The following is a 26153-nucleotide window of genomic DNA, read 5'->3' on the forward strand; positions in this document are numbered from 1 at the left end:
CATCACAGTCCAGCCGCCAATCTGGTGCCCTGGTTAATAGCACGCTTCGCGTCCAGTTCGGCCGCCACATCGGCACCGCCTATAACGTGCACGGTAACGCCTTGCGCCTGCAACTGATCCGCCAGCTCCCGCAGTGGTTCCTGGCCGGCACAGATCACCACATTATCCACCGCCAGTATTCGTTTGGAGCCGTTCATCGTGATATGCAAACCCTGATCGTCTACCCGATCGTATTGCACCCCTGCCAGCATCTCGACGTTTTTCTTGCGCAATTGAGTGCGATGAACCCAGCCACTGGTTTTTCCCAGATCTTTACCCAACGAGGTCAGTTTGCGTTGCAACAAATATACCTGCCTTGGGCTCTGCGCCACTCGTTCCGGCACCATACCGGAACGATGTTGCAACTGGGTATCGATTCCCCATTCCTGATACCAATGCTGTTGTTCGTCTTCTACAGGCGTGTGCGTCAAAAATTCACTTACATCGAAACCGATACCACCGGCACCAATCACCGCAACTGAACTTCCAACCGGCTTCCGATCTCGGATCACATCGATATAGCTCAATACTTTGTCATGATCAATGCCGGGTATGGGCGGTGTACGCGGAATAATACCGGTAGCCACAATCACTTCATCGTAGGTCGTGAGATCCTGAAGCGTGGCTTTCTTATTAAGCTGCAAATCAATATCCCATTTTTCTATCATGGCAGAAAAATATCGCAGGGTTTCCGCGAAGTCTTCCTTACCCGGAATCTGCTTGGCTATATTAAACTGCCCGCCAATTTTATTATCCGCTTCAAACAACGTCACCTGATGTCCGCGTTCCGCTGCGGCCGTTGCTGCCGCCAAACCGGCTGGACCTGCACCCACTACGGCAATTTTCTTTTTCGATTGGGTCGGCAATAGCCGCAATTCAGTTTCGTGGCAGGCCCGTGGGTTCACCAGACAACTTGCCCGTTTGTTTTTAAATGTATGGTCCAAACAGGCTTGGTTACAGGCGATACAGGTATTTATCTCATGACTTTTTCCCGCTTCGGCTTTGGCGACAAAATAAGGATCAGCCAAAAAGGGACGCGCCATGGACACCATATCTGCCTGCCCTGAAGCTATAACCTCTTCTGCCAATTCCGGTGTATTAATCCGGTTACTGGCACACACGGGCACAGTCACTGCCTGTTTTAATTTTTCGGTGGCAAAGGTGAATGCACCGCGCGGCACCGAGGTCACGATGGTTGGTATCCTGGCTTCGTGCCAGCCGATACCGGTGTTAAAAATATTCACACCCTCTGCCTGCAGGGCGATTGCCAACGCTTCCACTTCTTCCCAGGTTTGACCGCCTTCCACCAGGTCCATCAGCGAAATCCGGTAAACAATTATAAATTCCGGCCCCACTTCCCGGCGAATCGCCCTCACCACCTGCAACGGAAAGCGCATTCTGTTTTCGACGTTACCGCCCCATTTATCCGTCCGGTTATTAGTCCGCTGGGCCAGAAACTGATTGATCAGGTAGCCTTCGGAACCCATCACCTCGATGCCGTCATAGCCGGCAAACTGCGCCAATCCCGCCGCCTTGGCGTAATCGTCTATCGTTCCCTGAATTCGCTTGGCACTCATTTTTGACGGACGGAATGGTGTGATTGGGGATTTGATTCCGGAAGGCGACACACTATAAGGGGTATATCCATAACGACCGGCGTGTAATAACTGCAACGCAATTCTGCCACCTTCATTGTGAACCTTAGCGGTGACATGGCGATGCATCAAAGCCGTCGCAGCGTTGTCCATGCGCGACCCCAACGGCAACAACTCACCCCGTCTATTCGGGGAATAACCGCCGGTAACGATCAAACCCACTCCGCCTCGGGCCCGTTCCGCAAAATAGTGCGCCAGCTTATCAATGTGATAAAAGCGATCTTCGAGGCCTGTGTGCATGGATCCCATCAAAACTCGGTTACGTAAGGTGGTGAAGCCTAAATCAAGCGGTTGAAGCAAATTAGGGTAATGTGGGTTCATGAACTCTCCTCATTCATTGTGGTGCGATTCCCGTTATAGCTATCCTAGCTCAGTAGAGGTCAGCTGTATGCCCTAGCGATTGGCCCGACTGCACAGTCTGATACCTGGACTCAAAGGCAAGCATAACCAGGATCATGATTAATCTGCGGACACAAAAAAAGGCGACCCGGGTGGATCGCCTTTGCCAGCACAGGGCATTATTTACTTCTCGAGAATTGCGGTAACGCCTTGCCCGCCCGCCGCACAGATGGATATCAATCCGCGACCGGAGCCTTTTTCGTTCAATAATTTTGCCAGTGTATGCACAATGCGGGCACCGGTTGCAGCAAAGGGATGACCTGCTGCCAATGATGAACCCTTAATGTTCAGCTTGCTACGATCAATGCTGCCGAGCACGCCATCACGGCCCAGACGTTCCTTGCAGAATTTCTCATCTTCCCAAGCTTTCAGTGTATACAACACCTGGGCAGCAAAGGCTTCATGAACCTCGTAGAAATCGAAATCCTGCAAGGTAATGCCGGCACGATCCAGCATGCGCGGTACTGCGTATGCCGGGGCAATCAGCAAACCTTCTTTCTTGCCTACGAAATCCACCGCTGCAGTTTCACAGTATGTGATATACGCCAGTATCGGTAAGCCACGTTCTTTGGCCCACTCTTCCGTCGCTAGCAGTACAGAGGATGCGCCGTCTGTTAATGGCGTTGAATTAGCTGCCGTCATAGTACCGTTTTCTCGGTCAAAAACGGGTTTTAGCGACGCTAGTTTTTCCAGGGTGGTATTCCCACGCAGGTTATTGTCACGATCCAGCCCCATATAGGGGGTGATCATATCGTCAAAAAAACCTTCATCGTACGCTTTTGCCATATTCACATGACTGTTATACGCGAGCAGGTCCTGCTCATCCCGGGGAATGTTCCATTCCTTTGCCGTAATCTGACAATGCTCTCCCATCGCCAAACCGGTGCGCGGCTCTGAGTTGGCAGGAATCAGCGGCATCAAATCCTTGGGTCGAAGCTTCGCTAATAACTTCAATCTGTCCGGCGTAGTCTTTGCCCGGTTTAGATCCAATAAGATCTTTCGTAAGCCTTCACTTACACCGATCGGGGCGTCAGAAGTGGTATCCACACCGCAAGCAATAGCACAATCAATTTGACCCAGGGCAATTTTATTTGCCACCAGAATAGCCGCTTCAAGTCCCGTGCCACACGCCTGTTGCACGTCATAACACGGGGTTTCCGGTGCTAACTGTGTGCTTAATACCGATTCACGAACCAAGTTGAAATCACGGGAGTGTTTCATAACTGCACCGCCGGCAACTTCACCCATCAACTCCCCGGCCAGCTTATACCGTTCAACCAACCCATTCAGCGCAGCCGTCAGCATGTCCTGATTGCTGGCATGGGAATAGACTGAGTTGGAACGGGCGAAAGGAATACGATTTCCACCAATAATGGCTACTTTACGGACTTTATCTACTTTCATGGAACGGCTTCCTGTTGAAATTCGCCCGATAATACGGGCGTAACTGATTGAGTTGCGTACTAAAAAAAGGTACGGAAAAAAGTCTAATCTAAGTCAGCATCGGCAAGCAAACCACAACCTGGTGATCGATACCTGCTTTGATGGAGGCTAGTGTACATAGGTACAGTCAACTAACATTGGCACAACTGACCCGATCCCTCCTAACACTGGTCAATTCAAATTTCCACACAACTACTTTAATATACCTGCCACTTGTCACACAACGTACTTTACACAGGATCCGACCCATGGCCGACGTTTATGAATCCATGCTCAGCAGCAATGTTGGACGCTCCATTCTCAGTTCTCTGAATCTACCTGTTCCCACTGAATTAGAACGTCACTCACAAGCTCAGACTTCGTTCGTGACGGGCAACGTATTAATTGGCGCAGCCCCCGGCGGACGTATGGCAGAGTCCATCGCCAGCACGTTGAAGAACAGCGCAGCCAGCGTCCAGGTTGCCAACAATGCTTCCGCTCTGCCTGAAATCAAAGCCGCCGCAGAAAAAGCGGAATTGAAGCTGACCGAAATTGATGTCAGCGCCGAATCAGCTAAATTCAAGGCACTGGTATTTGATGCCACCGGTATTGAAAACAGTGAGCAAACCAAAGAACTGTATGACTTCTTCCATCCGGTCATCCGCAAGCTACACAGTAGCGCCCGTGTGGTGATCGTGGGTCTGCCACCGGAATCCTGCAAAGCCAACCCTCGCCAACAAATCGCCCAACGCGCCCTCGAAGGCCTGGTGCGGTCCATCGGCAAAGAGATCGGCAAAAAAGGCGCTACCGCGAATTTGGTTTACGTTGCCAAACAAGCGGAAAAAGCAGCCGAATCGGCATTACGCTTTTTCCTTTCACCCAAGTCAGCCTTCGTTGATGCGCAGGTACTACGCGTAAGTAAAGCGAAAGCAGTGGAAAACGATTTCAACTGGAACCTGCCATTGACAGATAAGGTAGTGCTGGTGACCGGCGCATCACGGGGTATCGGCGAAGCGATCGCAGGCGTGATGGCACGGGACGGTGCCAAAGTGGTGTGTCTTGACGTACCCCAGGCAAAAGACAATCTGCAAAAAGTAGCGGACCGTCTAAACGGCGGCATTATCGCCATTGATATAACCGACCCCGAAGCACCTGCAAAGATCGCAAACACCCTGAAAACCGAATACGGCGGCGTCGATGTTGTGGTTCACAATGCCGGAGTAACCCGGGATAAAACGCTGGGCGGCATGCCGCCTCACATGTGGGAGATGGTCATTAACATCAACCTGTCCGCTGAAGAACGTATTAACGACGCACTACTGGAATCAGAAACCATCAACCCCGGTGGCCGGATCGTTTGCGTTTCTTCCATGAGCGGCATTGCAGGGAATTTCGGTCAGTCTAACTACGCCGTTTCCAAAGCCGGTGTGATCGGCATGGTGGATGCTTTCGCCCCTATACTGGCAAAGAAAGATATTACGATTAATGCGGTGGCGCCGGGCTTCATTGAAACACAAATGACCGCCGCCATTCCGTTCGCAACCCGGGAAGCCGGCCGTCGGCTCAACTCATTAAAACAAGGCGGCTTACCTGTTGATGTGGCTGAGGCCATCGCATTCTATTCCAGCCCTGCTTCCGCAGGTGTGAATGGCAATACCATCCGGGTGTGCGGGCAGAATTTGCTGGGTGCATAAGGTCACGCAGACCGCCTATGTCCAAGTAGCTTGCATTAAATAGTAAACCGTATGCTCTATTACATTTAAGAGGCCATTAATGGCTTCTTAAATGTATCTGTAGACCTCATGACCAGACCCACTAGCGCTAACACTGCCCTCTAACAATCACCTGCTATAAAACAGAAAACAGAACATCACATCATTAAGGCATTTGCGCTGTAGATTATCCAGATAGACAAGCCCACCACCATCACGATAATCAGGGCAGTGAATAGGAAAGCGAATGTATTCACTTTACCTTCTGCGGAAAAATCCAAATGCAGAAAATATTTAAGGTGCACAACAATCTGTAAAACCGCCATAGCGACCACGCTTGCCAGAGTAGCACTTCGCGGCAGTATCCCGGTCATAACTATCCCGAATGGAACGCCGGTCAAAACAACGGATAATAGGAAGCCGATCAAATAGGACTTAATGGCACCATACGATCCGGGCTGCGCCAGCTGATGAGGATGGTGAATCCCTGCGACATCCGTGTTCAGGGGGTTACTGATAACACTGCTGATTGAATCACTCATTGGACGGCTCCCATTAAATAGACGACGGTAAAAACACAAATCCATACAACATCAAGAAAATGCCAGAACAAGCTCAGACAGCTCAGGCGAGTTACAGTTTGATTACCCAATCCTCGCGTCATTACTTCGAGCATCATAATGAACATCCAGATTAAACCCGCAGCGACATGCAAGCCGTGCATTCCCACCAAGGTGAAGAATGAAGACAGAAACGCACTACGCTGAGGTCCGTGCCCCTCGCTGATAAGATGGTGAAATTCATTCACCTCCATAGCAATAAAGACGCAACCCAATACAAAGGTGACCAGCAACCAGAACAATGTGACAGCGCGGTTCTGGTTGTGGGCGCCCAGCAAAGCAAAACCATAAGTGATGCTACTGAATAACAAAGCTGCGGTTTCAATTAGCACATAATCCAGTTCAAAAATGTCCTTACCTGAAACACCACCGGCCGTATTCATATAGAGCACGGCGTAGGTGGCGAATACCGCTGCAAACAAAATACAGTCCGTCATTAGATAGAGCCAGAATCCGAACAGTGTATTACCGCCAGTATCCTGGTGTGTCACTGGTTGGTTGCCAGCGTTAACAGAGCCATAGACGGAGGAAATACGCTGACCCCCTGCATCTCCTGTGGCTACATTCATCGATACCGTGCTCATGATGCCTCTCCCGGTACCTGCGCCAAATGGGCGGATTCGATGTGCTTTATCTCATCGGGTAAAACGTAGTAGTCCACATCGTTGCTATAAGCCCGCAACAAGAAGAAGATGAAAGAGCCGATCAGTCCTGCAATGGCCAACCACCAAATATGCCAGATGGTGGCAAAGCCCGCTGCTGTTATCGCCCCTGCCATTAAAATACCTGCGGAAGTATTTTTCGGCATATGGATCGGTGCGTAATGATCCTGTTTCTGATAGGCGGTACCGGCTTCTTTCATATCCGTAAACGCGTCGATATCCTGAACTACCGGTAACTGCGCAAAGTTATAATATTGTGGCGGTGACGCTGTAGACCATTCCAGGGTATGACCATTCCAGGGGTCACCCGTTGTATCCGGATTCAGTTCACGATCACGAAACGCTACCCAGAGCTGTACAAACTGCAAAATAATGCCTGCAAAGATAATCAGGGCGCCCACTGCGGCGATGTATAACCAGATATTCCAATCCGGATTATTGGTCTGGTTTAAACGCCTTGTCATGCCCAGAAATCCAAGTACATATAGCGGCATAAAAGCGACATAGAACCCAACCTGCCAACACCAGAATGAGGCTTTACCCAACCGTTCATTCAAATGGAATCCGGTGGCCTTGGGGAACCAATAGCTGAAACCCGCGAGGTAACCGAATACCGCGCCACCGATAATAGTGTTATGGAAATGCGCAATCAGGAACAGGCTGTTATGCAATACGTAATCCGCACCCGGTACCGCCAGCAACACGCCGGTCATTCCACCGATGGTAAACGTCACCATAAAACCCAGTGTCCACAACACCGGAACCGTGATGCGTAATCGCCCGCGAAACATGGTGAATATCCAGCTGAATAATTTTACTCCGGTAGGCACTGCTATGATCATGGTCATAACACCAAAAAACGCATTTACGTTGGCGCTCGACCCCATGGTAAAAAAATGGTGCAACCAGACAACAAAACCCAACACAGAAATGGCACCGCTGGCCCAGACCATGGAGGTATAGCCGAACAATCGCTTTGAACTAAAAGTGGAAATGACTTCTGAGAAAATTCCGAACGCCGGTAAAATCAGGATATACACTTCAGGATGCCCCCAAGCCCAGAACAGATTGATGTACATCATGGCGTTGCCACCACCGGAATTCGTGAAAAAGTGAAAATCCAGGTACCGGTCAAGGGTTAGCAGACCTAACACGGCAGTGAGAATCGGAAACGAAGCGACGATCAAGATATTGGCCCAGGTGCAGGCCCAAGTGAAAATCGGCATCTGCATCAGCTTCATACCGGGCGTACGCATTTTGAATACTGTTACCAGAAAGTTGACTCCGGTCAACAGCGTACCGACACCGGAAATCTGCAACGCCCAGATATAATAATCCACTCCGACTCCCGGACTAAACGAGAGCTCAGAAAGGGGCGGATAGGCCAGCCAGCCGGTCTTGGCAAATTCACCCAAACCCAGTGAAATATTGATTAACACGGCGCCAGCGGCTGCCAACCAAAAGCTCAGATTATTCAGAAACGGGAAGGCGACGTCCCTCGCACCGATCTGCAGTGGCAACACGATGTTCATCAAACCGATCATAAACGGCATCGCCATGAAAATGATCATGATGATGCCATGCGCAGTAAAGATTTGGTCGTAATGTTCCGGTGGCAGATAGCCAGGCGAGCCATTGGTCGCCAGCGCCAATTGTGCACGCATCATCAATGCATCCGAAAACCCACGAATCAGCATAACTAAAGCCAACGCAATATACATTACGCCCAGGCGTTTATGATCCACGGAAGTAAGCCAGTCAAACCAGAGAACACCCCACTTTTTATAGCGGGTAATCAAGATAGTTACGCCCAGTCCGACTGCCGCGACAATCGCCAAAGTAACCATAATAATCGGCTCGTGGTAGGGAATGGCATCTAAAGTGAGCTTTCCGAATAACGTCATAATGATTCCTCCACCCTGGGTTGGGCTTGAGCAAGATGATCCATTGAGTGCGGGTGTGCTGTATCTGGGTTGTCGTGCATATATTTCATAACAACCTGTTGAAACAGGCCTTCACTCACCTGGCTGTAATATTGCACAACATTGTTTTTGCTCGGCTCGGCTAATGCCTGATAACTGGCGGGTGTTAAGACTTGATCGCAAGCCTTTCGTTGTTTAACCCATTGATCAAAACCGGATTGAGCGGGTGTCGCTATCGCCTTGAATTTCATGCCGGTAAAGCCCGCGCCACTGTAATTGGCCGATATGCCTTCGAAGCTGCCCGGCTCATCGGCAATCAAATGCAGCTTGGTTGTCATACCGGCCATCGAATAAATCTGACTACCCAACTGCGGAATAAAGAATGAGTTCATGGTGGTATCAGAGGTAATTTTGAACTCCACCGGTACGCCGGTGGGAAAGACCACTTCATTCACCGACGCAATGCCCTGATCAGGATAGATAAATAACCACTTCCAATTCAGCGACACAACTTCGATAGTCAGGTGGTCTTTTTCATGAGTGAGCTTTTTGTAAGGATCCAGCGCCTGGGTCGATTGCCAGGTAATGGTAGCCAGAATGGCGATGATCAGAATGGGTATAAACCAAACCACAATTTCGATTTTTTTCGAATGGGACCACTTCGGCATATACACTTCATGCTCACGACCGTCACGGTATTTCCAAGCGAAATACAAGGTCAGAAGAATCACCGGGATAACAACCAGCAGCATTAATACTGTCGAGAGTATAATTAAGTATTTTTCGTCGGCGCCCACCTGACCTTTGGGGTCAAGCACGCCCCCGCTACATCCAGATAGCACGCCAAACACTGTCGCTACAGCAACATTTTTAAAGTTACGGGTCAACAAAGGGAATTTCCTCTACCCAAGAGGTTTACAACATCTGCAGCCCGCCAGCGAGCAACAGCACAAAAACCGAATTTCAGTCGAGGGGATTCTGGCTAGTCCGCAAAGGGGTTCCGGTTTTTACCTGAACCGATGGGGAAATACAGAATCAGAGAGAAACCGCAGGGGGCGCGCGACACCCGTGTGCGGATTGCGGAACAGAACGAAGATGAGTCGTATGAAGCGACAAACGAGAGGAATAGGTTCGCATTCCGGCACGAAGGGCAGGAACGGGATTGAACAGCTGCAAGCAACCTTCAATCAAATGGGGTTGGAATAATAAAGCCCAGGTAAAACTGAGGGCAATAATAAGATCCGCAGCGAAGAGCGCGTTATCTGTTGAGGCTAAAAGAAATTCGACGATACCAAATAAGCCACCGCAATAACTGAACACCAGATTGACGCCGACAACCAGGATAGTCAAAGCGCCCAAACGCTCTGCAAATGTCCTCCAGTCATGGGAAAACATAGCGTTCCGTAACGTTTCTTTGGCGTGGTTACTGCGTTCAGTCAACATCAAATGAGACGCCCTGCTAATTTATTCACCTGAATAAATAAGGTATTTGTGGTGTGTCAGGTTACTCTCGCATGCAGAATATCCGCGAAATGGATGTTGGTATCAGGATAATTCCGACAAGACTCCTGCGGCGGGAAGCCTATCAAAAATCCCATAACCTTACAAAGCAATTTGTGGGGCTGTTACCACAACGGATCGCTGTAACTCAACAAGACTTCGACAAAAGTAGTCCCATCGGGCTTAACTATCAATTGTTTGATGGTGAAACTATGTAACCGGATTGCCACAGGCACCCAGCGAAAACCGGGTTGACCACGGCTTCAATCCCGGGCTTTGGTTTTGCGGTACTCCACAGGCGTCTGCCCCACCCAACGCTTGAACGCACGGTAAAACGTGCTTGGTTCAGAAAAGCCGGTTAGGTAAACAATTTCGTCGATCGACTCATCCGTTCTGGCCAACAGTTTTTTTGCAAGATTGCAGCGGTAATCAGCCAGTAATTGATTGAAATTGGTATCCACTTCCGCCAGCCTGGTACGCAAGCTTCTGGGCTTGATGCCCAGCCGGTCTGCCACCGTTTCCAGATTCGCATTACCTGACTCCAGCAACTCACCGATCAGCCGATACACTTTAGAAATAAAGTCCTGCTTTTCCAGTTTTGCGACATGCTCATTTGCCAGCTGTTCGTGTAATCTCAGCAATTCCGGCTGAGCATGAGCTGAAGGCACCTGCATACTTTCGGCGGTGAAATAGATCCGATTGGCCTCACACTGAAACTTTACCGGACAGGTGAATACCCGTTCGTACTCAGCCAGATTATGGCCGGCTGCATGTTCGAAATGAATCTCAAGTGGCTTGAACGCGCCCTCGGTGACATAGTCAAAAAACTTCAACACGGCGATCACCACACACTCGGTCAGGTGCCGATAACCGGCGCCGCTGGCAAAACCCACGTTTCCAACAAACAAACCTACTTCGTCTTGATCCAGATTTGCGTTGACGGCATCGCTCAGTAGACGCTGATAATTCAGAGCCCGCTTCAGGCCTTCTCCAAAGGTTTCGCTACTTAGGAACAAATACTCCAGCACCTGGCCCTTGAACACCGGAATTTTCTCACCCAAGTGCAAACCGATATCCGGGTCGTTTGCGACCTCCTCGATCACCGACCAAAAAAGCGTCTGAGCCGAATGAGGTGTGCGCAAATCTTTTTCTTCCAGTTGTTCGTGCTTCAGCCCTATGCGCTGCAGCACAACGGAAGTATCAATGCCCAGATCCTGCATAGCCGAGTAAGCGAGCCGAACCAGCACACCAGAGTCGGTAAGTCCGCTCATTCAATACCTTCTATTAGGAAATTAACTGTATGAATTTCGAGAAAAAAATACGACAAATATTGGGTAATGATAGTCACCACCTAAGCGATTGACAATAGAGACGCAGCCTGTGATTGACTGCAATGACTGCGTTCGATGCCCAGCTGGGCAATTACGGCGTACAATCTGCCCCATATAATCCTAAAAATCTATACCTAAATATTCAACGATCCTATTATATGGGCTTATATACGGGCTTATTTTACTAAACTATTAATCACTCTCAGGAACCCATGATGATGGCCACCATTGAACTGGAAAAAGCACCCTCCACCATGAGCTTGTATTACCGGGCAGTCACCGGCAAAAAAGCCGGAAAAATGCAGGGCGACACCCTTCCAACCATCAAAGCCAATCTGAAAGGCGTCTGCGCCGACCTGAAAAAACTCAACCAATACCGCAAAGTATGTGGCTTTCCGGTTTCCGGCAGCCTGCCGGTCACCTACCCCCATATTCTCGCTTTCCCGTTGCACATGGAAATATTAGTGAATCCGCTGTTTCCGTTCCCATTGTTGGGTTTGGTGCATGTTAAGAACGAAATCACGCAATATCGTGCTATCGGCAATCAGGAAGTGCTGGATATCGAATGCGAATTAACGGGGCCGGAAGCCGTTTCCAAGGGTTTGGAGTTCAGTATTCTGACGCGGGTCAGCGTGGGAGGGAAGTTGGTATGGGAGAGCACCAGCACCAATCTGTACCGCACAAAGCAAGGCGCTTCTGGCGCTAAAGAGGAAAAGAAAAAGAGTGACACGTTTTCGGCAGACAACATGGTTTATTGGGATGTACCGGAAAACACCGGCCGTCGCTACGCAAAAGTGTCCGGGGATTCCAATCTGATTCACCTCTACGCCGTCACTGCCAAGCTCTTCGGGTTTCCCCGCGCAATCGCCCACGGTATGTGGAACAAAGCCCATGTAATAGGCGCTCTCGATGAGCAACTACCAAACGGGCCCTTCCGGGTCAGCGTGGCCTTCAAGTTACCGGTTTTCTTACCGTCAGAAGTGCAGTTTCTTTATGCCAATACAGGCGACACCATTGAATTCCGGGTGAAAGACAAAAAAGGGGAAAAGCCGCACCTCTCCGGCACCATCCAGGCGCTTTAAGCAGACTTAGGCATCAGGCCGTACCCACCTTCACAAGGTTGCGGCCTGCACCTTTGGCTTGATAAAGTCCGTTGTCTGCGCAGGCAATCATTTGTTCAACCGTATTGATATTATTTTGCTGCAGGTTCGCATCAAAGCACGCCACTCCGATGCTCACCCTCAAGGCGCGCTTTGTACAATCAATCAGCTCGATGGCGATACGGATTCGCTCTGCCAGTAAACTTCCGCCTTCCACATTAGTGCACGGCAAGATTACCGCAAATTCTTCCCCGCCGAAGCGAGCAACCAAGTCACCCGCTCTTAATTCGGTCACCAATGTCCGAGCGACCAGCTTGAGCGCCTGATCCCCTTCCGGGTGACCATAGTTGTCGTTGTATTCCTTAAAATGATCAATATCGATTAACAGCAAACACAATGGCTGCAGGGAGCGATAACACTGGGTAAACTCATGCTGAAGTCGCTCATCGAAAGAACGCCGATTATGGACTTTGGTCAAGCCATCCCGGATAGCCAGCTCCTTTAACTTCCGATTGGCTATCTCAAGCTCATTACGCTTTCGAAACAGTTCTTCCATTGCTTTTTTCTGCGAACTGATGTCGTTTATCTGAGATATGAAATAACGCGGACTGCCGTTTTCGTGCGTTACCATGGATACACTCAGCTGAACCCATACAATGGCGCCATTAGCATGAAAGTAACGTTTCTCCATCTGATAACTACTGCGCTTTCCATCCAGCATATCCTGCAAAAGATTCAGATCTTTATTCAGATCTTCCGGATGAGTAATCGCCTGAAAGTCCAAGGCCAGCAATTCGTCTTCTGTATACCCTACTATATCCAGCAAAGCCTGGTTAACCCGCAGCCAGTGCCCGTCTGTTGCCACCAAAGCCATTCCATTGGAGGCATATTTAAACGCACTTTCGAATAGCTCGATATTTTCATTCATTTTCTGGGTTGCGATTTGCCGACGCTGGTCCAATAGATCCCGCTCAATCACCTGACCGATCCCCAGCGCCATCAACTCCACCAGTTCAACATCTTCCTCGCAGAATGTTCTGGTATGGATTTCGGTATCTGTAAAATTCAGCGTTCCGTAAATTTGCTGCTCGACCCAAATCGGCGCTGCCAGATAGGTTTCCAGTTTTGCATTCTGATAAACAGGGTGCTGGCAACGATCCGGATCATTCCCCACCGCGTCGATTGCAATTGCCCGCTCTTCTTCCACAACCCAGGAACAATAGGTGTCCCCCAATGCAAATTGATCCCCTTCAGAGAATCCGCTATTGTCAGGAGCGACAGAGCGGATGGTATAGACATTGTTTTCGATGCGACTGGCTATACCAATTTTCATTCCCAGCAACTTCAACCCGGTTTCCAGGTAATCTTTATAAAGCGCGTTATAGTCTTTGTGTACTGAGAGACTCAGCCGGTACAGCTCGCGAAAGCGTAAAATTAGCTGCGCCGCAGAAATGGAATGATCGGGATCTGATGTTATCTCAGGTCTTAAGGTTTGCATTGCATTTGATGGCATAACTACCCGTCCGGCGCACCTTTCGTGACTCTTTATGAACTTGAAAATAATTTTAGCTGTATATTCAGCGTATTACCAAATAGCAGAAACAATTTCGCTATGATCGAAGTTAGTGTGGGGTTACACCCAATCTACGCACCATGGTACCAATAGCAAACCGTGAAAATATTCAGATATACTAGCGCTTCCTTCCAGAATCGTGCCAAATAGCTGTGAAAGTAAACGTATTACCCGCCGGATACCACATTGAGAACTTTTCTACGCTGCTCACTGCAGTGGCCCGTCAATACAGTGATTTGCTTTCAGAATCAGAGATTACGCTACACCGGCGCTTCGCCGAATGCAGCTATGAGGCAAAAAGCCTTTACGTGCGTTTACTTACCCGAAAAGGCCCTCTTTTTCGCATCGACAAAATACAGTATCAAGATATAAAAACCCCAAGAGATGCCCTTGCCGAGCTTCGATTGTTGAATTTGGTCCGAGAAAATCCCCCTGCTGAGACGGAGGAATTGTGCCATTTGTTCACTAAAGCAGAGCTGCTTCGACTTGTTACCGTTACCGGCGCATCCGATTCCAAGTTACAGCCGCATAAGCAGCTGCAACAATTGCGAAAGCCGGATTTAATCGCGACCATTGATGAACACTTCTGCCGCGACCAGCTAAGCGCGATCATCACCTCCGCTTACCCCTATGTAGCGCCGGCCTATACCGAGGAATTTGAAACCTACCGTATCTGCTTCTTCGGCAATGACCGCCAGGATTTAACCGAGTTTGTGATTACCGATCTGGGGCACCTAAAATACGAGTCCTATCCCCTCAATAAATCAGTACGCTACTTCACTGATCGAAAGCAGATTGAAAACCAGCTCGCCTATTCCCGGCTACGCCAGCAATTGCTGGACAAATCCATATCAGAAGATGCAAACACATTATTCATTCTGGCCAATCAACTACCTGAACCAAACCAACATCCGGCGCTTGAACGGCGATATCAAAATTTGATGAATACCGTTGCCCGGCAACTGGAAAGATTAGACGCATACGAACAGGCACTCACGCTTTACCGACGCTGTCAGCAACATCCCAGCCAAGAGCGCCAAGCCCGGATATTAAAAAAGCATGCGGAATTTGAAGCCAGTCTAGCGCTTTGCACTGAACTCAAGAACAGCACGCACCCGGAAGAAAAGGAGTTTGCACTGCGTTTTATACCACCGCTGGAGAAAGCTCTCGGAATCGCTTCGACATCAGCAACCGGCCATTCGCAACCGCTCGCCGCAAACCACCCCATCATTCAGACTGACCTGACGCTACCAAAATCCGAACTCAGCGTGGAGCTTAGCACTGCGATCGCCCTCAGTAGCCCTACGCAAGATTGTTACTACGTAGAAAACACCCTGTTTTGCAGCCTGTTCGGATTACTGTTCTGGGACATTATTTTCACTCCGATCCGGGGTGCTTTCATCAACGCTTTCCAGCGCGGCCCCCTTGACCTGTTCAGCGAACATTTTTATCGCGACAGAAAAATCCAAATCGATCAGCGGCTCGACCAATTGCAAAGTGATCAATGGCAATCGACCGTAATCCATCATTTTGAAACCAGACAAGGCATTGCCAATTACTTTGTCAACTGGGCGGTGATCAACGCCACACTATTGGAGCACTGCTTTACTTCCATACCACGGACTCATTTACAAAAAATTTTCCAACAGATCTTGCAACACCCCGGATTCTTTAGCAGTGGATTTCCGGACTTAATCCGCTTTCATCGAACATCCAGTCCGGACACCCGCTATGATCTCATCGAAGTCAAAGCACCCGGCGATAAATTGCAGGCGAATCAGAAGCGCTGGTTTCAATTTTTCGCACAACATCAAATGCCTGCACAGGTGCTCTGGATAAAATGGCAAGATCATGACTAAGCCTCAATACAGCGTTTCGATAACCGATCTGGCACACTTTTGCTGTCGGTCCGGCGATCTCAATCCGGTTTCGGAACAACGCACCCCCACAGCCCAGGAAGGCCAGGCAGGGCAGAAAATGCTCCAGTCGCGACGGCCGGCACACTACCAAGCAGAAGTATCGGTGCAGGCAAAATTCGAAACAGCTTGCACAACCTGGACGCTGAAAGGCCGTGCGGATGGCGTTATCGCTGCGCCGAAGTACCTTGTCGAGGAAATCAAAACTACCTATTTCAGCCAAGCCCGCCTCCCCGCAACCCAACAACAGCTGCACTTGGCACAGACCAGGCTCTACGCGGCGCTGTTACTACAACAAAACGCACTGACTTCTATAGAGGTGGTTTTAACCTACCTCTATCTGGAGGATGAAACCGAATACAGCTTCCAAACCACCGAAGTGGCTGAGTCCCTGAATCAGTTTCTGCACCTCTGCGTAGAGCAATTCGGCAACTGGCTGGACGCCTACTCACAATATCTGGATACCCGCAATCAATCGCTTGAACTGCTCACTTTTCCCTATCAGGATTACCGCCCCGGTCAACGACAACTATCCGTCACGCTCTATCGTGACATTCGAGATAAAAGAAACGGCCTATATCATGCGCCCACCGGATTGGGAAAAACTACAGCAATGCTATTTCCCGCGCTAAAACAGCTCCGCGCACAGGCGATCAAGCAGGTCTGGTATTTAACGGCTAAGAACAGTGGTCAAAAGAGTGTGAAACAAACCATGAACGCTCTGCAGACGCAACAGCCGTCCTTGAGGGTTTTGTTTTTGCAAGCGAAAGTGAGCCAGTGCCCGTGCCTGGTGGGCCCGGAAACCGAGCCGGAATTCAAGCTTGGAAACACCCCCCAACAGTGCCGATTTCAAACAGGCTACTATGACCGGCTGGAACAAGCCCGCAACCAATTCCGCGAGCGATCGAATTTCAGCGACGCTGATTTACTCAGGCTGTCCCAGGAATTTGATCTTTGCCCCCATCAACTCAGCCGCGATCTATTGCCCTGGGTCGATCTTGTGGTGGCGGATTACAATTACGTTTTTGATCCTCAGGCCCGGTTGCAGGAATACCTGACCAAGCAGAGTAAATACATAAGCCTGCTCGTGGATGAAGCCCACAATTTGCCGGACCGGGCTCGTGATATGTTCAGTGCCAGCCTATCTAGTACTCAGCTGATGCGGATCGAACAATCCGTTTCGTCGTCCGCAATGAAAAAGGCAATCAAGCAACTGCAAAAACAGTTAAAAAAGGTCATCAATCAAACAGAGGATGGGCACCAACTGGGCACAACGTTCAGTAATCTGCTGAAATCGACCACCGATCGGCTACTGGAATGGTTTGCCGAATCGAACGCGTCAACTGCAGCACCGGAATTGTTTGAACCGCTAATGCAGCTATGGCAGTTTGCTACCCGGGCGCAAACATTCGATGACAAGGATGCACTGATCCGCACGCCGGAGCCGGGCAGTGTGCGGATATTTTGTACTGACCCTGCACCACGGCTGAACCGGATTGCGGACGGCTTTCATTCTGTGCACTATTTTTCCGGCAGCCTGCTTCCACAGGCGTATTTCAGCCGTTCCTTCTCACAAACGCCCTTCGCCTCACAACTGATTCTGGAAAGCCCGTTTCCGCCACAACACCAGCGCACCCTGATTAGACCGGTAAATACCCGCTACCCGCAAAGACAACAGAGCGCCCCCCTGATCGCACAAACCATTGCAACCCTCTGGTCAGCCCATCCCGGACGTTACTTGCTGGCGTTTCCATCATTTGAATACTTAGACCTGGTGGCCCGTCATCTCGACTCCAGTCTGCCGATTCTCATTCAGCCCGGCGTCGGTAAATTAAAGCAACGCCGTGAGTTTTTACGCGCACTGGAGCAGACCGAATATTTAGCAATGGTGATCGCGGGCGGTATTTTCGCCGAAGGAATAGACCTGCAACACAACAAGCTCAGTGGTGTGCTTATCGTCGGCACCTGTCTGCCGCCTCCCTCGGCGGAGCAAGACCTGATCAAACAACGCTTTGACCAAGAAGGGCTTCCGGGCTTTGATTTTGCCTATCGGTATCCCGGTCTGAACAAAGTCATTCAAACCGCGGGCCGACTGATCCGCAGTGATGAGGACCAAGGGGTCGTTGTGCTGATCGACGACCGTTACACCCAAAATCAATACCGACGACTTCTCCCGATCCAATGGCGGCCATCGGTGGTGGCGACCGAACAGAAATTACGAGCGTTGGTGGAAGATTTTTTTTTACCAATTGACGTATAATTCCGCCATGCTAAATCCCAACTTTCTCATTATTGATTCCGGCATTGGCGGTCTGTCCATCTTGCAGGAAATTCAGCACCAGATTCCCGGGGCTAGCGCATGCTATGTGGCAGACAACGCGGCCTTCCCATACGGCACCCAGGAAGAATCCAATCTGGTCGCCCGCTTACTTACTCTAATGCCGCTATTACAACGCATTACTCAACCGGACATCATCATCATTGCCTGCAACACTGCCAGCACCATTGTGCTGGATCCGCTGCGCGCACAAACCCGGACTCCCATCATCGGCGTGGTTCCTGCAATCAAACCCGCGGCTCAGCTTAGCCGTAATCAGCATATTGCTCTTCTTGCGACACCGGGCACCATTCAACGCCAATACACCCAGCGCCTGATACAGGACTTCGCCTCGGATTGCACCGTTATCAAAGTCGGCAGTAGTGAGCTGGTGGAGGAAGCGGAGCGCAAATTTCGCGGGCTGCCGGTACGCCCCGAGTATATAAGGAACGCATTGGCCCCGCTCGCTGCGCACCTGACGCAAATCGATGTACTGGTGCTGGGTTGCACCCACTTTCCTTTCCTGAAAGAGGACATCTCAGCGCAACTGCCCAGCACGGTGAAGATGATAGACAGCGGTAACGCCATCGCGCGACGCGCTGCACAATTACTAGAAGAAATGCCCCTTTCCAGCCAAAAAACCGCTCAAAATTTGTTCTTCTTCACAGAAGACACCCCGGGTTCCCATATACTGGTGCCAGGAATATCGCATTTTGGGTTCGATAAAGTGCAGTTTATCGGCCAAAACACGATAGAATTTCCACAAAATCCTGGTGCATCATAAAGTGCTTTGATATAACTTTGTTTCAATAAAATCATAACAACGGATTCAGCTGTACTTCATGTCCAATAAACTGGCACTGGTAGTTGACGATTCTCGCATGGCCCGCTACGTTCTCAGCAAAATGCTAACAGAACAGGGTATTGATGTGGACTTAGTAGAGTCCGGAGAAGAAGCACTCGGTTACCTTTGCGGCAAAAAACCCAGCATGATCTTTATGGATCACACCATGCCCGGCATGGATGGTTTTCAGTGCTTACGCGCCATAAAAAACGATCCGCAAACGGCGAACATTCCCATCATCATGTACACCTCCAAAGAAGGTGAGGTCTACGAGAGTCAGGCCCGCGCCCTGGGGGCAGTGGATATTATTCCCAAAACCCTGAAACCACTGATGCTGACCAAAGTACTTGAACGGCAAAATTTGTTGCCTAATCAGGCCGGTGTCGAATATTACCAGAATGCCGTCGGTCAGGCCGCCAATGACGTGGTTATTGTGGATGCCTATTCCGACCAGGCTTACGAACCGGAGCCGCCAGCGGCACTGTCAGAAGCAAAGAAACACGCTTCTGCTACTGAGGAAGAACATCCGGAGCTGGAAGTTCTGGAGCAACGTATTGAGCAGCTCACCTCACAACTCAGCGGCATTAACAAATCCGGCAATAGCTTCGAAGGGCGTTTCAGTCGGTTACAGTACCTGGGTTTGGCATTGTGCGTCGTCTTTATCGCTTGGTTGTTACTCAACAATAACCAGCTTTCGCAAAAGATGACGACGCTTGAAACAGACCGTCGTAGTCTGCAGGAATCGCTGGACCAACAATCGCAGCAAAATGTCTCCGTCAAAAGCCAACTGGAAAAAGAAATCCAGGGGCAAGCCTCACTCACCAATGTTTATAACAAACGGTTCTATGAAAGCATTGAATGGGCTCTCAATGAAGCAGGCCATTTCGAGTGGAACGAAAAACCCTTCAACGACAAATTAGCGACCACGTTAACCCAGCTGGCAGAAAACCTGGACAGCGTCGGTTTTGTTGGCAAGGTGGATGTCAGAAGCCATCTGGGTCGCTTCTGTTTGCAAACCAAGGGTAACGGGGAACCCGCCCTGCCTGAACCTGGCCAGACGCTGAATAATTGCGAAATAACACAACTTTCACCGTCTATGATTGATTCAGTAGGCACCGAACAGACCCCCACCTTTGAGCGTTTCCTGGCTGCCTTTGAATCCGAATACGGCGAGGGGATCGATTTGGAGTTATCCACGGAAGGCGATCGTCAGCCTATAGTGCGCTACCCCAGCGAGGATTCATCAATGGATGCGGAACGCTGGAACAAATTCGCTTCCCGCAACCAGCGTATCGAGGTTTCAATCACGCCGTATTGATGCGGCGTGGCTTAATCTGGTCACAGTTGGGGCTAACAGGCCCTGGCCTGAAATGACCGTAACTTGTCACCAAACCACCTTTCGGTTAACCATTAACCCGTGCATATTCTAAACTTCACAGAAAGTCGAAGTGAGGTCATGTTATGGGTAGTTATCAATCTCAAGTAAAAAAATCACCTATACCGGTAAAACCGAGGCACCTGGATTTCGGCTTTCCCGACGAACTGCCCCGTTACTGGTTTGATGACAACCCCTACATGACGCATTTTCTTAACGCCCTTTCCTCCGTCTTTCCTGAAGGTGAGCGTTTTTTCATAGAAACAGTGCGCTTTTACATGGACCAGATTGAAGACCCTGAATTGCTTCAGGATATTCGAGGCTTTATCGGCCAGGAAGCGCATCACGGTAAACAACACGAAGCCTTTAATAACCTGATCGAAAAACAAGGCTATCCAATCAACCGCTTCGGGCGATTCATTAAGAAGCGGCTTGCCATGACCAGGGACTTTATGAAACCGGATGAACGGCTGGGCATAACCATTGCTCTGGAACATTTTACTGCTATTCTGGCGCATCAGGCACTTGCAGATCCCGCTTTCACTGAAAAAGCTCCGAAAGAATTCCGGGATTTAATTCTGTGGCATGCCATCGAAGAAACCGAGCACAAAGCGGTCGCATTTGATGTGTTCCAGAAAGTCAGCGGCAACACCTCGTTGCGCCGGAAAGTGATGCTGCGCACCTCGTTTTTCTTCTGGCTCCACATTTTTGCTTTGCAAATGGTGCTGCTCTGGAAAGACGGCATGCCCATTCGCCCACTTAAAATGGCGGAAACCATCAACTTTATGATCGGCAAGCCCGGCTTATTAAGAAAAATTGGTCGCGACTATCTGGATTACTACAAAGCGGACTTCCATCCCTGGCAGCATGATAACCGCAACTTAATTAGTAACTGGAAACAACGATTTTCCGGCATCGCAAGTTATATCGTGACCTAGAAACTGTTTAGGTATTGGCGGCATCTTCCAGTCATGCCGCCCCGCCCAACCAAAACTAATCAATAAAGTCACGGGAAATCACCATTTAAACGACCAAATTGTCATATTTGTTCATTAAACTCTGCAACTGTCTGGAAAAACTAGTAATTTTGGTTCACTATTACTTGGTATAACAAGCGACCAGGCTGATCCGACGGTTGCCAAAAGCAAGAGTATCGGCCTCACTGCTATAGGCAAAAACATACCAAAAAGGTGTGACGCATGCTAACGCATACACGGATACTCCGACTCAACAAAGCCGGCGTACCCCTGCAGTGGCTTAACAGGGAGGAAGCCGCGACGCTAATCGTAAAAGGGCTGGTAATCTGGTCCTTAGGTGACACTACCATCGTCATACGAGGCGGCATCAACAATCAGGGTTTACGTTCTCTGCTTTCTATACCCACCATCATCGCAACCAATGGCGATGTTCATTATAACGACCACCATGTCCCCGCGGTCTGTAACCGCTTGCTGTTTCGGCGTGACCGTAACATCTGCATGTATTGCGGCGATCAATTTGGCGTAGAAAAGCTAACCAGGGACCACATCATTCCCCGCTCTCGTGGCGGTCAGGAGTCTTGGACCAATCTGGTGGCGGCCTGTCGTCGCTGTAATCAGCGCAAGGGCAATCACACTCCTGAAGAAGCCAACATGCCGCTGTTAGCCGTCCCCTTTAAACCCAATAAAATGGAATATCTGGCGTTGGCGAACAGAAACATTCTGGCCGATCAAATGAGCTTTTTGAGTTCCGGTTTTTCCAAACATATGAGGATGAATGCGTAACGCAGTTTGTACCATCCGAAGTTAGCCGATGATACGTTCAAAACGCTGAGTTTTGCCGGTGGATAAAGCTCAGCGTTTCATCAATGGAATAGGATATGGATTTTTTCTGCATAGCTTCTTCCAGGTAGTGAAAGGATTCTTCAATGTAATCCACATCGTACTTTTCAGTCAGGTGAGAGATGGCATACCCAAAGTGCAAATCGTATTGATCACCTAATGAATAATGCCATTTCTCCACACGCTCAATAATGCCTTCGGCTTCAAATTTATTATGTAACGGAAACACCAGCACGGTCACCTCGCCGGGCACTCCGGGTGTGGATGTTTTAAATGGAAAGACGGAAACACTGCTATTAAATAAAATACGCAGGCAATCACCCAACGCAATATAGTCCGGTCGCAGCGTTGTACGGTCCATTACGATGACGGACACGACCAATACACGCCCCATTTCGCTGTGCACCCGCCGGTCCAGGTCACGTATATCGTTGACGTGCTTGTCCAACGCCGGTATTTCGAGGAAACCACTTTGACTGTTAACAATATTAACGCGGCTTTGCAGGCGCTGCTTCATCATATCCAGGGCGCTGTTGATGCGGCTGCGTTCTTCTTTCTCATGCCGGTATATCGCCGACATCGCCAACGAAAATATAATGATTTCAAATACCGATCCGATTTCCTTGCTGTGATAGATCAGCGCATTCGTGGGCATTATGCCGAGCATATTGAGCGCAAATATTCCGATCGACATGAGTAAAACAGACCACCCCACCATGAAATACCAACCCAGATAGTATCGCTCCAAAACGGATTTAATGCCGAACGCCATCATAACCGTAGCAAACAGCAACGCCACGATGGTCGCGTAGAATGCAAGATCCTGCATCGTAACCAGTGCTATCACCGCTAGAAAAAGCGAGATGGCTATGGTGCTTTTTCCCAGCCAGGTATACACAATATGATAACGACGCACCTCCAGCAGTGTCATCGCAAACGCGGTACCGAAAGCGGTGGTCAAACAGGAAAAAAGCGTTATCGACGCGTTATTGAATGCCGGATACTCAGGCCAGAGATACGCAAAGCCATGCCCATTTAACGAAGAAACCAATAAGGCAGTGGAAAGAACATAGATAACATAATAATAGAACAGACTCTCTCGGATTATCATTCCATTAAGCAGACTGTAAATCGACATGACCAGCAATGTTCCGTAATAGGCCCCCCACAAAATCAGGTTCCACTCTTCCTTCTGATAATATTCCTTTTCACCGTATAGCCGAATCGGCATTTGCAAGGAATTTGAGGTCTGCGCTTTGATATAGATACGTTTTCCATCCAATTCAGGACGCACTTTAAAAGTAAAGTCATCATCCCAGATTGGTCTGCTGGCAAAAGGAAAATCTGTGCCTGTGACGTAATGCTGGGTGATTTCGTCAAGACTATTGGCCACAAAAAACTCGAGATAATCAACGGTGGGATAATGGACTTCGATCATGACATTTTCTTCACGATCGAAATAAGAGTCCGGAATCTCGAAATGAAACCAGTGAGCCTTACCGGAAGAGCCGAAATTGACTTTCGACACCGGATCCTGATTCCAGTCTCTGAGCAACACCTGCTCAATGGTCAGCGGCGTCTTATCGTCCAGTACGTGCCTGACTTCGATATGATAGACCGAGCTGGAATTGCTACCGATCAGCAGGCATGGCAACAACAGTGCAGTAGACACTAGAATAATTAGCCAGCGCACGGTGTGTTTTGCCTATAACATGCAATCCGCCCGCAAATGCTGCTTAAATCCGACCCCATGAATTCCCCAAAATGGTACGCAGTCGACAGAAAAATCGAAAAGTATGTAAAACTGGTTATTATTTATATACCTATATTGCCTATTTCACAACAATAACAAGGGTATAAGGCGCAGAGCTAATAGCCGAATTAAGTTAGGCAAAGAATGCGTAAAGACATGACAAGAAGGGTGGACCGCCCGCTGGTTGCGGACGGTAGAATTCCGTTAACGTAAGTCACTTAAGCCTTAGAAGGAGTAGTTCAAACCCACCAGGGTCTTACGGTCGGAATTCTTTTTGTCTGGTGGCACTTCAGAAGTGCGTTCGATTTCATAAGCAAGCGTAGCGTAAAGGCTTCCGTTTATTTTTAACTTTAAACGGGTAAACGATTTAGTCACCGTTTTCTCTTCGCCAATCTCGCTACTGAATTCTTCATCGAACGTAGCTGTTTCACTTATTTTCCAGGTGTAAAGTGCACCTACGCGAATAATCGCTTCGTCCTCAATTTCACCGGTATCTTCGAATTCCGTCTTTCTGTAACCAAGACCGAGATCGCCGGATAATTCATGCCTATCGTTCTTTATGAAATTTCGGCCATAACCGAAAACAGCAGAGGCCTCGTATTCAAATCCGCTGAAATTGTCGTTCTCATAGGACAACAACCCGAACAGATAGGAATCCTCATTGAGAATGTATTCCGCTTTACCGGATGCAAAGTAATTTTCTGCAGTACGTTCATCCTCGGAAAATTCATTGGCTGCTTGGAGTTTGTATATATTGCGCCAGTCTTCACCATTACGCGTGACATCACTGCGGAAATTGAGATTGGTGCTACTGGTATTACCGGACCGTTGAATATAGGCCAGGTCAGCATCCCCTTCCCACAGCTTGGGCGGCTCATCGTCCGCAAACGCCGTAAGTGGCACCACGACCAAAGAAAGCAGGCCTAAACATTTTTTCATTTGCTGTTACCCCTTTTAATGAAAATGCCGGTGGGTCAGCACCGGCATGGGTTGTTGCGTCAGTATCTTACGTTACTTCATGACTTCTTTCTGTATAACCGCTACCACTCGTCGGTTTTGAATACGACCGGCTTCGGTGTCATTATCGGCAATCGGGCTTTCTTCACCGCGTCCGATTGAAGTCACTCGGTCAGCATCGATACCGTGACGTTTTACCAAGGAATTTCTGACCGCGTCTGCACGTTTTTGAGACAACGTTTTATTGTATGCCGCACTACCCGAGCTATCAGTATGACCTTCAATTTCAACGCTGACATCAGGGTACTTACGCATAAACTCTGCCACTTTCGCGATTTCGTCCTGATACTCTTCCGGCACTTCCTGCACGTTTAACGGGAACTGGACTCTCAGATCGATGCTCTCGACCGTCATAGTATGCATTACCCCGACGCAACCTTTGTCATCCACAGTTGCACCCACTTCCGTTCCGGCACACTGGTCAAGATCGTCCGTCACGCCATCACCATCGCTGTCCAGCGCACAACCCAACGCATCAACTGTCGCGCCAGCGGTGGATCCCGGACATTGATCATTATCATCGATAACGCCGTCGCCATCGCTATCCATCGGCGCTGCTGCAACCACTTCAACCGGTGGTTCTTGTTTGGGGCTGGATTTGCCTCCGAAAGCGTAACTAATACCCAATGTCGTCATGGTGTCGGTTAACGCCTCGTCAACGCTGTAGACCGCACGTACATCCAACCGGGCAGACCAGGCTTCATTGAAATTCAAACGCACACCACCGCCGGCGTTTAATTGCGTTTCACCGTATTCAAAAGCGTCAATATCACTATCAAACTCGCCGTGTCCGACTCCAAATCCCAAATAGGGCTGTAACACGCCGTCTTTCAGAAAATAATAAAGGCCATCCAAACGAACTTGAGTCAAATCCACATCAGTACCGTTATCGGATACCTCGGCTTCGGTTTGAAAAACCGCTATTTCTGTCGCCCAGTGCGGACCGAAGCGATATTCCAGACCGATACCGAATCCTTCGCTGTCGTCAACGTAGCGATCATCATCAAAGTGCTCATATACATAAGCAGGATTTATGACATATTGTCCTTCTTTATTCTCAGCTGCAGCGGTTGCAGCCAGCATGCACATTGATACAGATAAAGCTAGACGTTTCATGGTGTTTCCCCTTCGTTCCTGTTGTGAAGGGAATACTAACCAGCTTTCTTTTTATTCTCC

Annotated in this window: 21 protein-coding genes; 9 read left to right on the forward strand and 12 right to left on the reverse strand. The window is 49.3% G+C overall.

Annotation, left to right across the window (positions count from 1 at the left end; translation table 11 throughout):
• Nucleotides 1-2: 2 nt before the first annotated feature.
• Nucleotides 3-2015 carry an NADPH-dependent 2,4-dienoyl-CoA reductase gene (locus FT643_RS02285; RefSeq protein WP_156869053.1) on the reverse strand — a complete coding sequence of 671 codons (2013 nt, stop codon included), beginning with the start codon at nt 2013-2015 and terminating at the stop codon, nt 3-5.
• Nucleotides 2016-2216: 201 nt separating this feature from the next.
• Nucleotides 2217-3497 carry an acetyl-CoA C-acetyltransferase gene (locus FT643_RS02290; protein ID WP_156869054.1) on the reverse strand — a complete coding sequence of 427 codons (1281 nt, stop codon included), beginning with the start codon at nt 3495-3497 and terminating at the stop codon, nt 2217-2219.
• 287 nt (nt 3498-3784) lie between these two features.
• Here FT643_RS02290 and FT643_RS02295 point away from each other — a divergent pair, with 287 nt between their 5' ends.
• Complete coding sequence (locus tag FT643_RS02295) at nt 3785-5209, forward strand: 3-oxoacyl-ACP reductase (protein ID WP_156869055.1); 1425 nt, start codon at nt 3785-3787, stop codon at nt 5207-5209.
• A 176-nt stretch (nt 5210-5385) separates the two neighbouring features.
• Here FT643_RS02295 and cyoD read toward each other — a convergent pair whose 3' ends face one another.
• The 5 genes from cyoD to FT643_RS02320 all read right to left on the reverse strand — a co-directional run bounded on the left by cyoD (nt 5386) and on the right by FT643_RS02320 (nt 9874).
• Nucleotides 5386-5769, reverse strand: a complete 384-nt coding sequence (gene cyoD, locus FT643_RS02300; protein WP_156869056.1) for a cytochrome o ubiquinol oxidase subunit IV — start codon at nt 5767-5769, stop codon at nt 5386-5388.
• The gene (gene cyoC, locus FT643_RS02305) at nt 5766-6431 is read right to left on the reverse strand and encodes a cytochrome o ubiquinol oxidase subunit III (RefSeq protein ID WP_198043251.1); all 666 of its coding nucleotides are present in this window, start codon (nt 6429-6431) and stop codon (nt 5766-5768) included. Before cyoC ends, cyoD begins: the two co-directional genes overlap by 4 nt.
• On the reverse strand, nt 6428-8413 hold the full coding sequence (gene cyoB / locus FT643_RS02310) for a cytochrome o ubiquinol oxidase subunit I (protein ID WP_156869057.1): 1986 nt from the start codon (nt 8411-8413) through the stop codon (nt 6428-6430). The genes cyoC and cyoB overlap by 4 nt, the downstream gene beginning before the upstream one ends.
• Nucleotides 8410-9321: a ubiquinol oxidase subunit II gene (gene cyoA / locus FT643_RS02315; protein ID WP_156869058.1), complete on the reverse strand. Its 912-nt coding sequence runs from the start codon at nt 9319-9321 to the stop codon at nt 8410-8412. The genes cyoB and cyoA overlap by 4 nt, the downstream gene beginning before the upstream one ends.
• A gap of 145 nt (nt 9322-9466) precedes the next feature.
• Nucleotides 9467-9874, reverse strand: a complete 408-nt coding sequence (locus FT643_RS02320) for a hypothetical protein (protein ID WP_156869059.1) — start codon at nt 9872-9874, stop codon at nt 9467-9469.
• A 71-nt stretch (nt 9875-9945) separates the two neighbouring features.
• Here FT643_RS02320 and FT643_RS02325 point away from each other — a divergent pair, with 71 nt between their 5' ends.
• The gene (locus FT643_RS02325; protein ID WP_156869060.1) at nt 9946-10149 is read left to right on the forward strand and encodes a hypothetical protein; all 204 of its coding nucleotides are present in this window, start codon (nt 9946-9948) and stop codon (nt 10147-10149) included.
• Between the two features lie 45 nt (nt 10150-10194).
• Here the strand turns inward: FT643_RS02325 and FT643_RS02330 are convergent, their stop codons facing one another.
• On the reverse strand, nt 10195-11202 hold the full coding sequence (locus FT643_RS02330) for an AraC family transcriptional regulator (protein WP_156869061.1): 1008 nt from the start codon (nt 11200-11202) through the stop codon (nt 10195-10197).
• A gap of 275 nt (nt 11203-11477) precedes the next feature.
• Here FT643_RS02330 and FT643_RS02335 point away from each other — a divergent pair, with 275 nt between their 5' ends.
• Nucleotides 11478-12344, forward strand: a complete 867-nt coding sequence (locus FT643_RS02335; RefSeq protein ID WP_198043252.1) for a MaoC family dehydratase — start codon at nt 11478-11480, stop codon at nt 12342-12344.
• A 13-nt stretch (nt 12345-12357) separates the two neighbouring features.
• Here the strand turns inward: FT643_RS02335 and FT643_RS02340 are convergent, their stop codons facing one another.
• Nucleotides 12358-13875: a sensor domain-containing diguanylate cyclase gene (locus FT643_RS02340; protein WP_156869063.1), complete on the reverse strand. Its 1518-nt coding sequence runs from the start codon at nt 13873-13875 to the stop codon at nt 12358-12360.
• A 212-nt stretch (nt 13876-14087) separates the two neighbouring features.
• Here FT643_RS02340 and FT643_RS23835 point away from each other — a divergent pair, with 212 nt between their 5' ends.
• The 6 genes from FT643_RS23835 (at nt 14088) to FT643_RS02370 (ending at nt 22150) form a co-directional block, all read left to right on the forward strand.
• Complete coding sequence (locus FT643_RS23835; protein ID WP_156869064.1) at nt 14088-15794, forward strand: VRR-NUC domain-containing protein; 1707 nt, start codon at nt 14088-14090, stop codon at nt 15792-15794.
• The gene (locus tag FT643_RS02350) at nt 15787-18111 is read left to right on the forward strand and encodes an ATP-dependent DNA helicase (protein WP_156869065.1); all 2325 of its coding nucleotides are present in this window, start codon (nt 15787-15789) and stop codon (nt 18109-18111) included. The genes FT643_RS23835 and FT643_RS02350 overlap by 8 nt, the downstream gene beginning before the upstream one ends.
• Nucleotides 18112-18118: 7 nt before the next feature.
• Complete coding sequence (gene murI / locus FT643_RS02355) at nt 18119-18952, forward strand: glutamate racemase (RefSeq protein WP_156869413.1); 834 nt, start codon at nt 18119-18121, stop codon at nt 18950-18952.
• A gap of 58 nt (nt 18953-19010) precedes the next feature.
• Nucleotides 19011-20330 (forward strand): response regulator, encoded by a 1320-nt coding sequence (locus FT643_RS02360; RefSeq protein ID WP_156869066.1) that lies wholly within the window; start codon nt 19011-19013, stop codon nt 20328-20330.
• 143 nt (nt 20331-20473) lie between these two features.
• On the forward strand, nt 20474-21325 hold the full coding sequence (locus FT643_RS02365) for a metal-dependent hydrolase (RefSeq protein ID WP_156869067.1): 852 nt from the start codon (nt 20474-20476) through the stop codon (nt 21323-21325).
• 261 nt (nt 21326-21586) lie between these two features.
• Complete coding sequence (locus FT643_RS02370; protein ID WP_156869068.1) at nt 21587-22150, forward strand: HNH endonuclease; 564 nt, start codon at nt 21587-21589, stop codon at nt 22148-22150.
• 37 nt (nt 22151-22187) lie between these two features.
• Here the strand turns inward: FT643_RS02370 and FT643_RS02375 are convergent, their stop codons facing one another.
• From FT643_RS02375 to FT643_RS02385, 3 genes are all read right to left on the reverse strand, one after another.
• Nucleotides 22188-23879 carry a 7TMR-DISM family protein gene (locus FT643_RS02375; RefSeq protein WP_198043253.1) on the reverse strand — a complete coding sequence of 564 codons (1692 nt, stop codon included), beginning with the start codon at nt 23877-23879 and terminating at the stop codon, nt 22188-22190.
• Nucleotides 23880-24185: 306 nt separating this feature from the next.
• Nucleotides 24186-24899: a DUF481 domain-containing protein gene (locus FT643_RS02380; RefSeq protein ID WP_156869070.1), complete on the reverse strand. Its 714-nt coding sequence runs from the start codon at nt 24897-24899 to the stop codon at nt 24186-24188.
• Nucleotides 24900-24971: 72 nt separating this feature from the next.
• Nucleotides 24972-26093: an OmpA family protein gene (locus FT643_RS02385; protein WP_156869071.1), complete on the reverse strand. Its 1122-nt coding sequence runs from the start codon at nt 26091-26093 to the stop codon at nt 24972-24974.
• Nucleotides 26094-26153: the final 60 nt, after the last annotated feature.

It is taken from the genome of Ketobacter sp. MCCC 1A13808, assembly GCF_009746715.1.
Lineage (GTDB): Bacteria > Pseudomonadota > Gammaproteobacteria > Pseudomonadales > Ketobacteraceae > Ketobacter.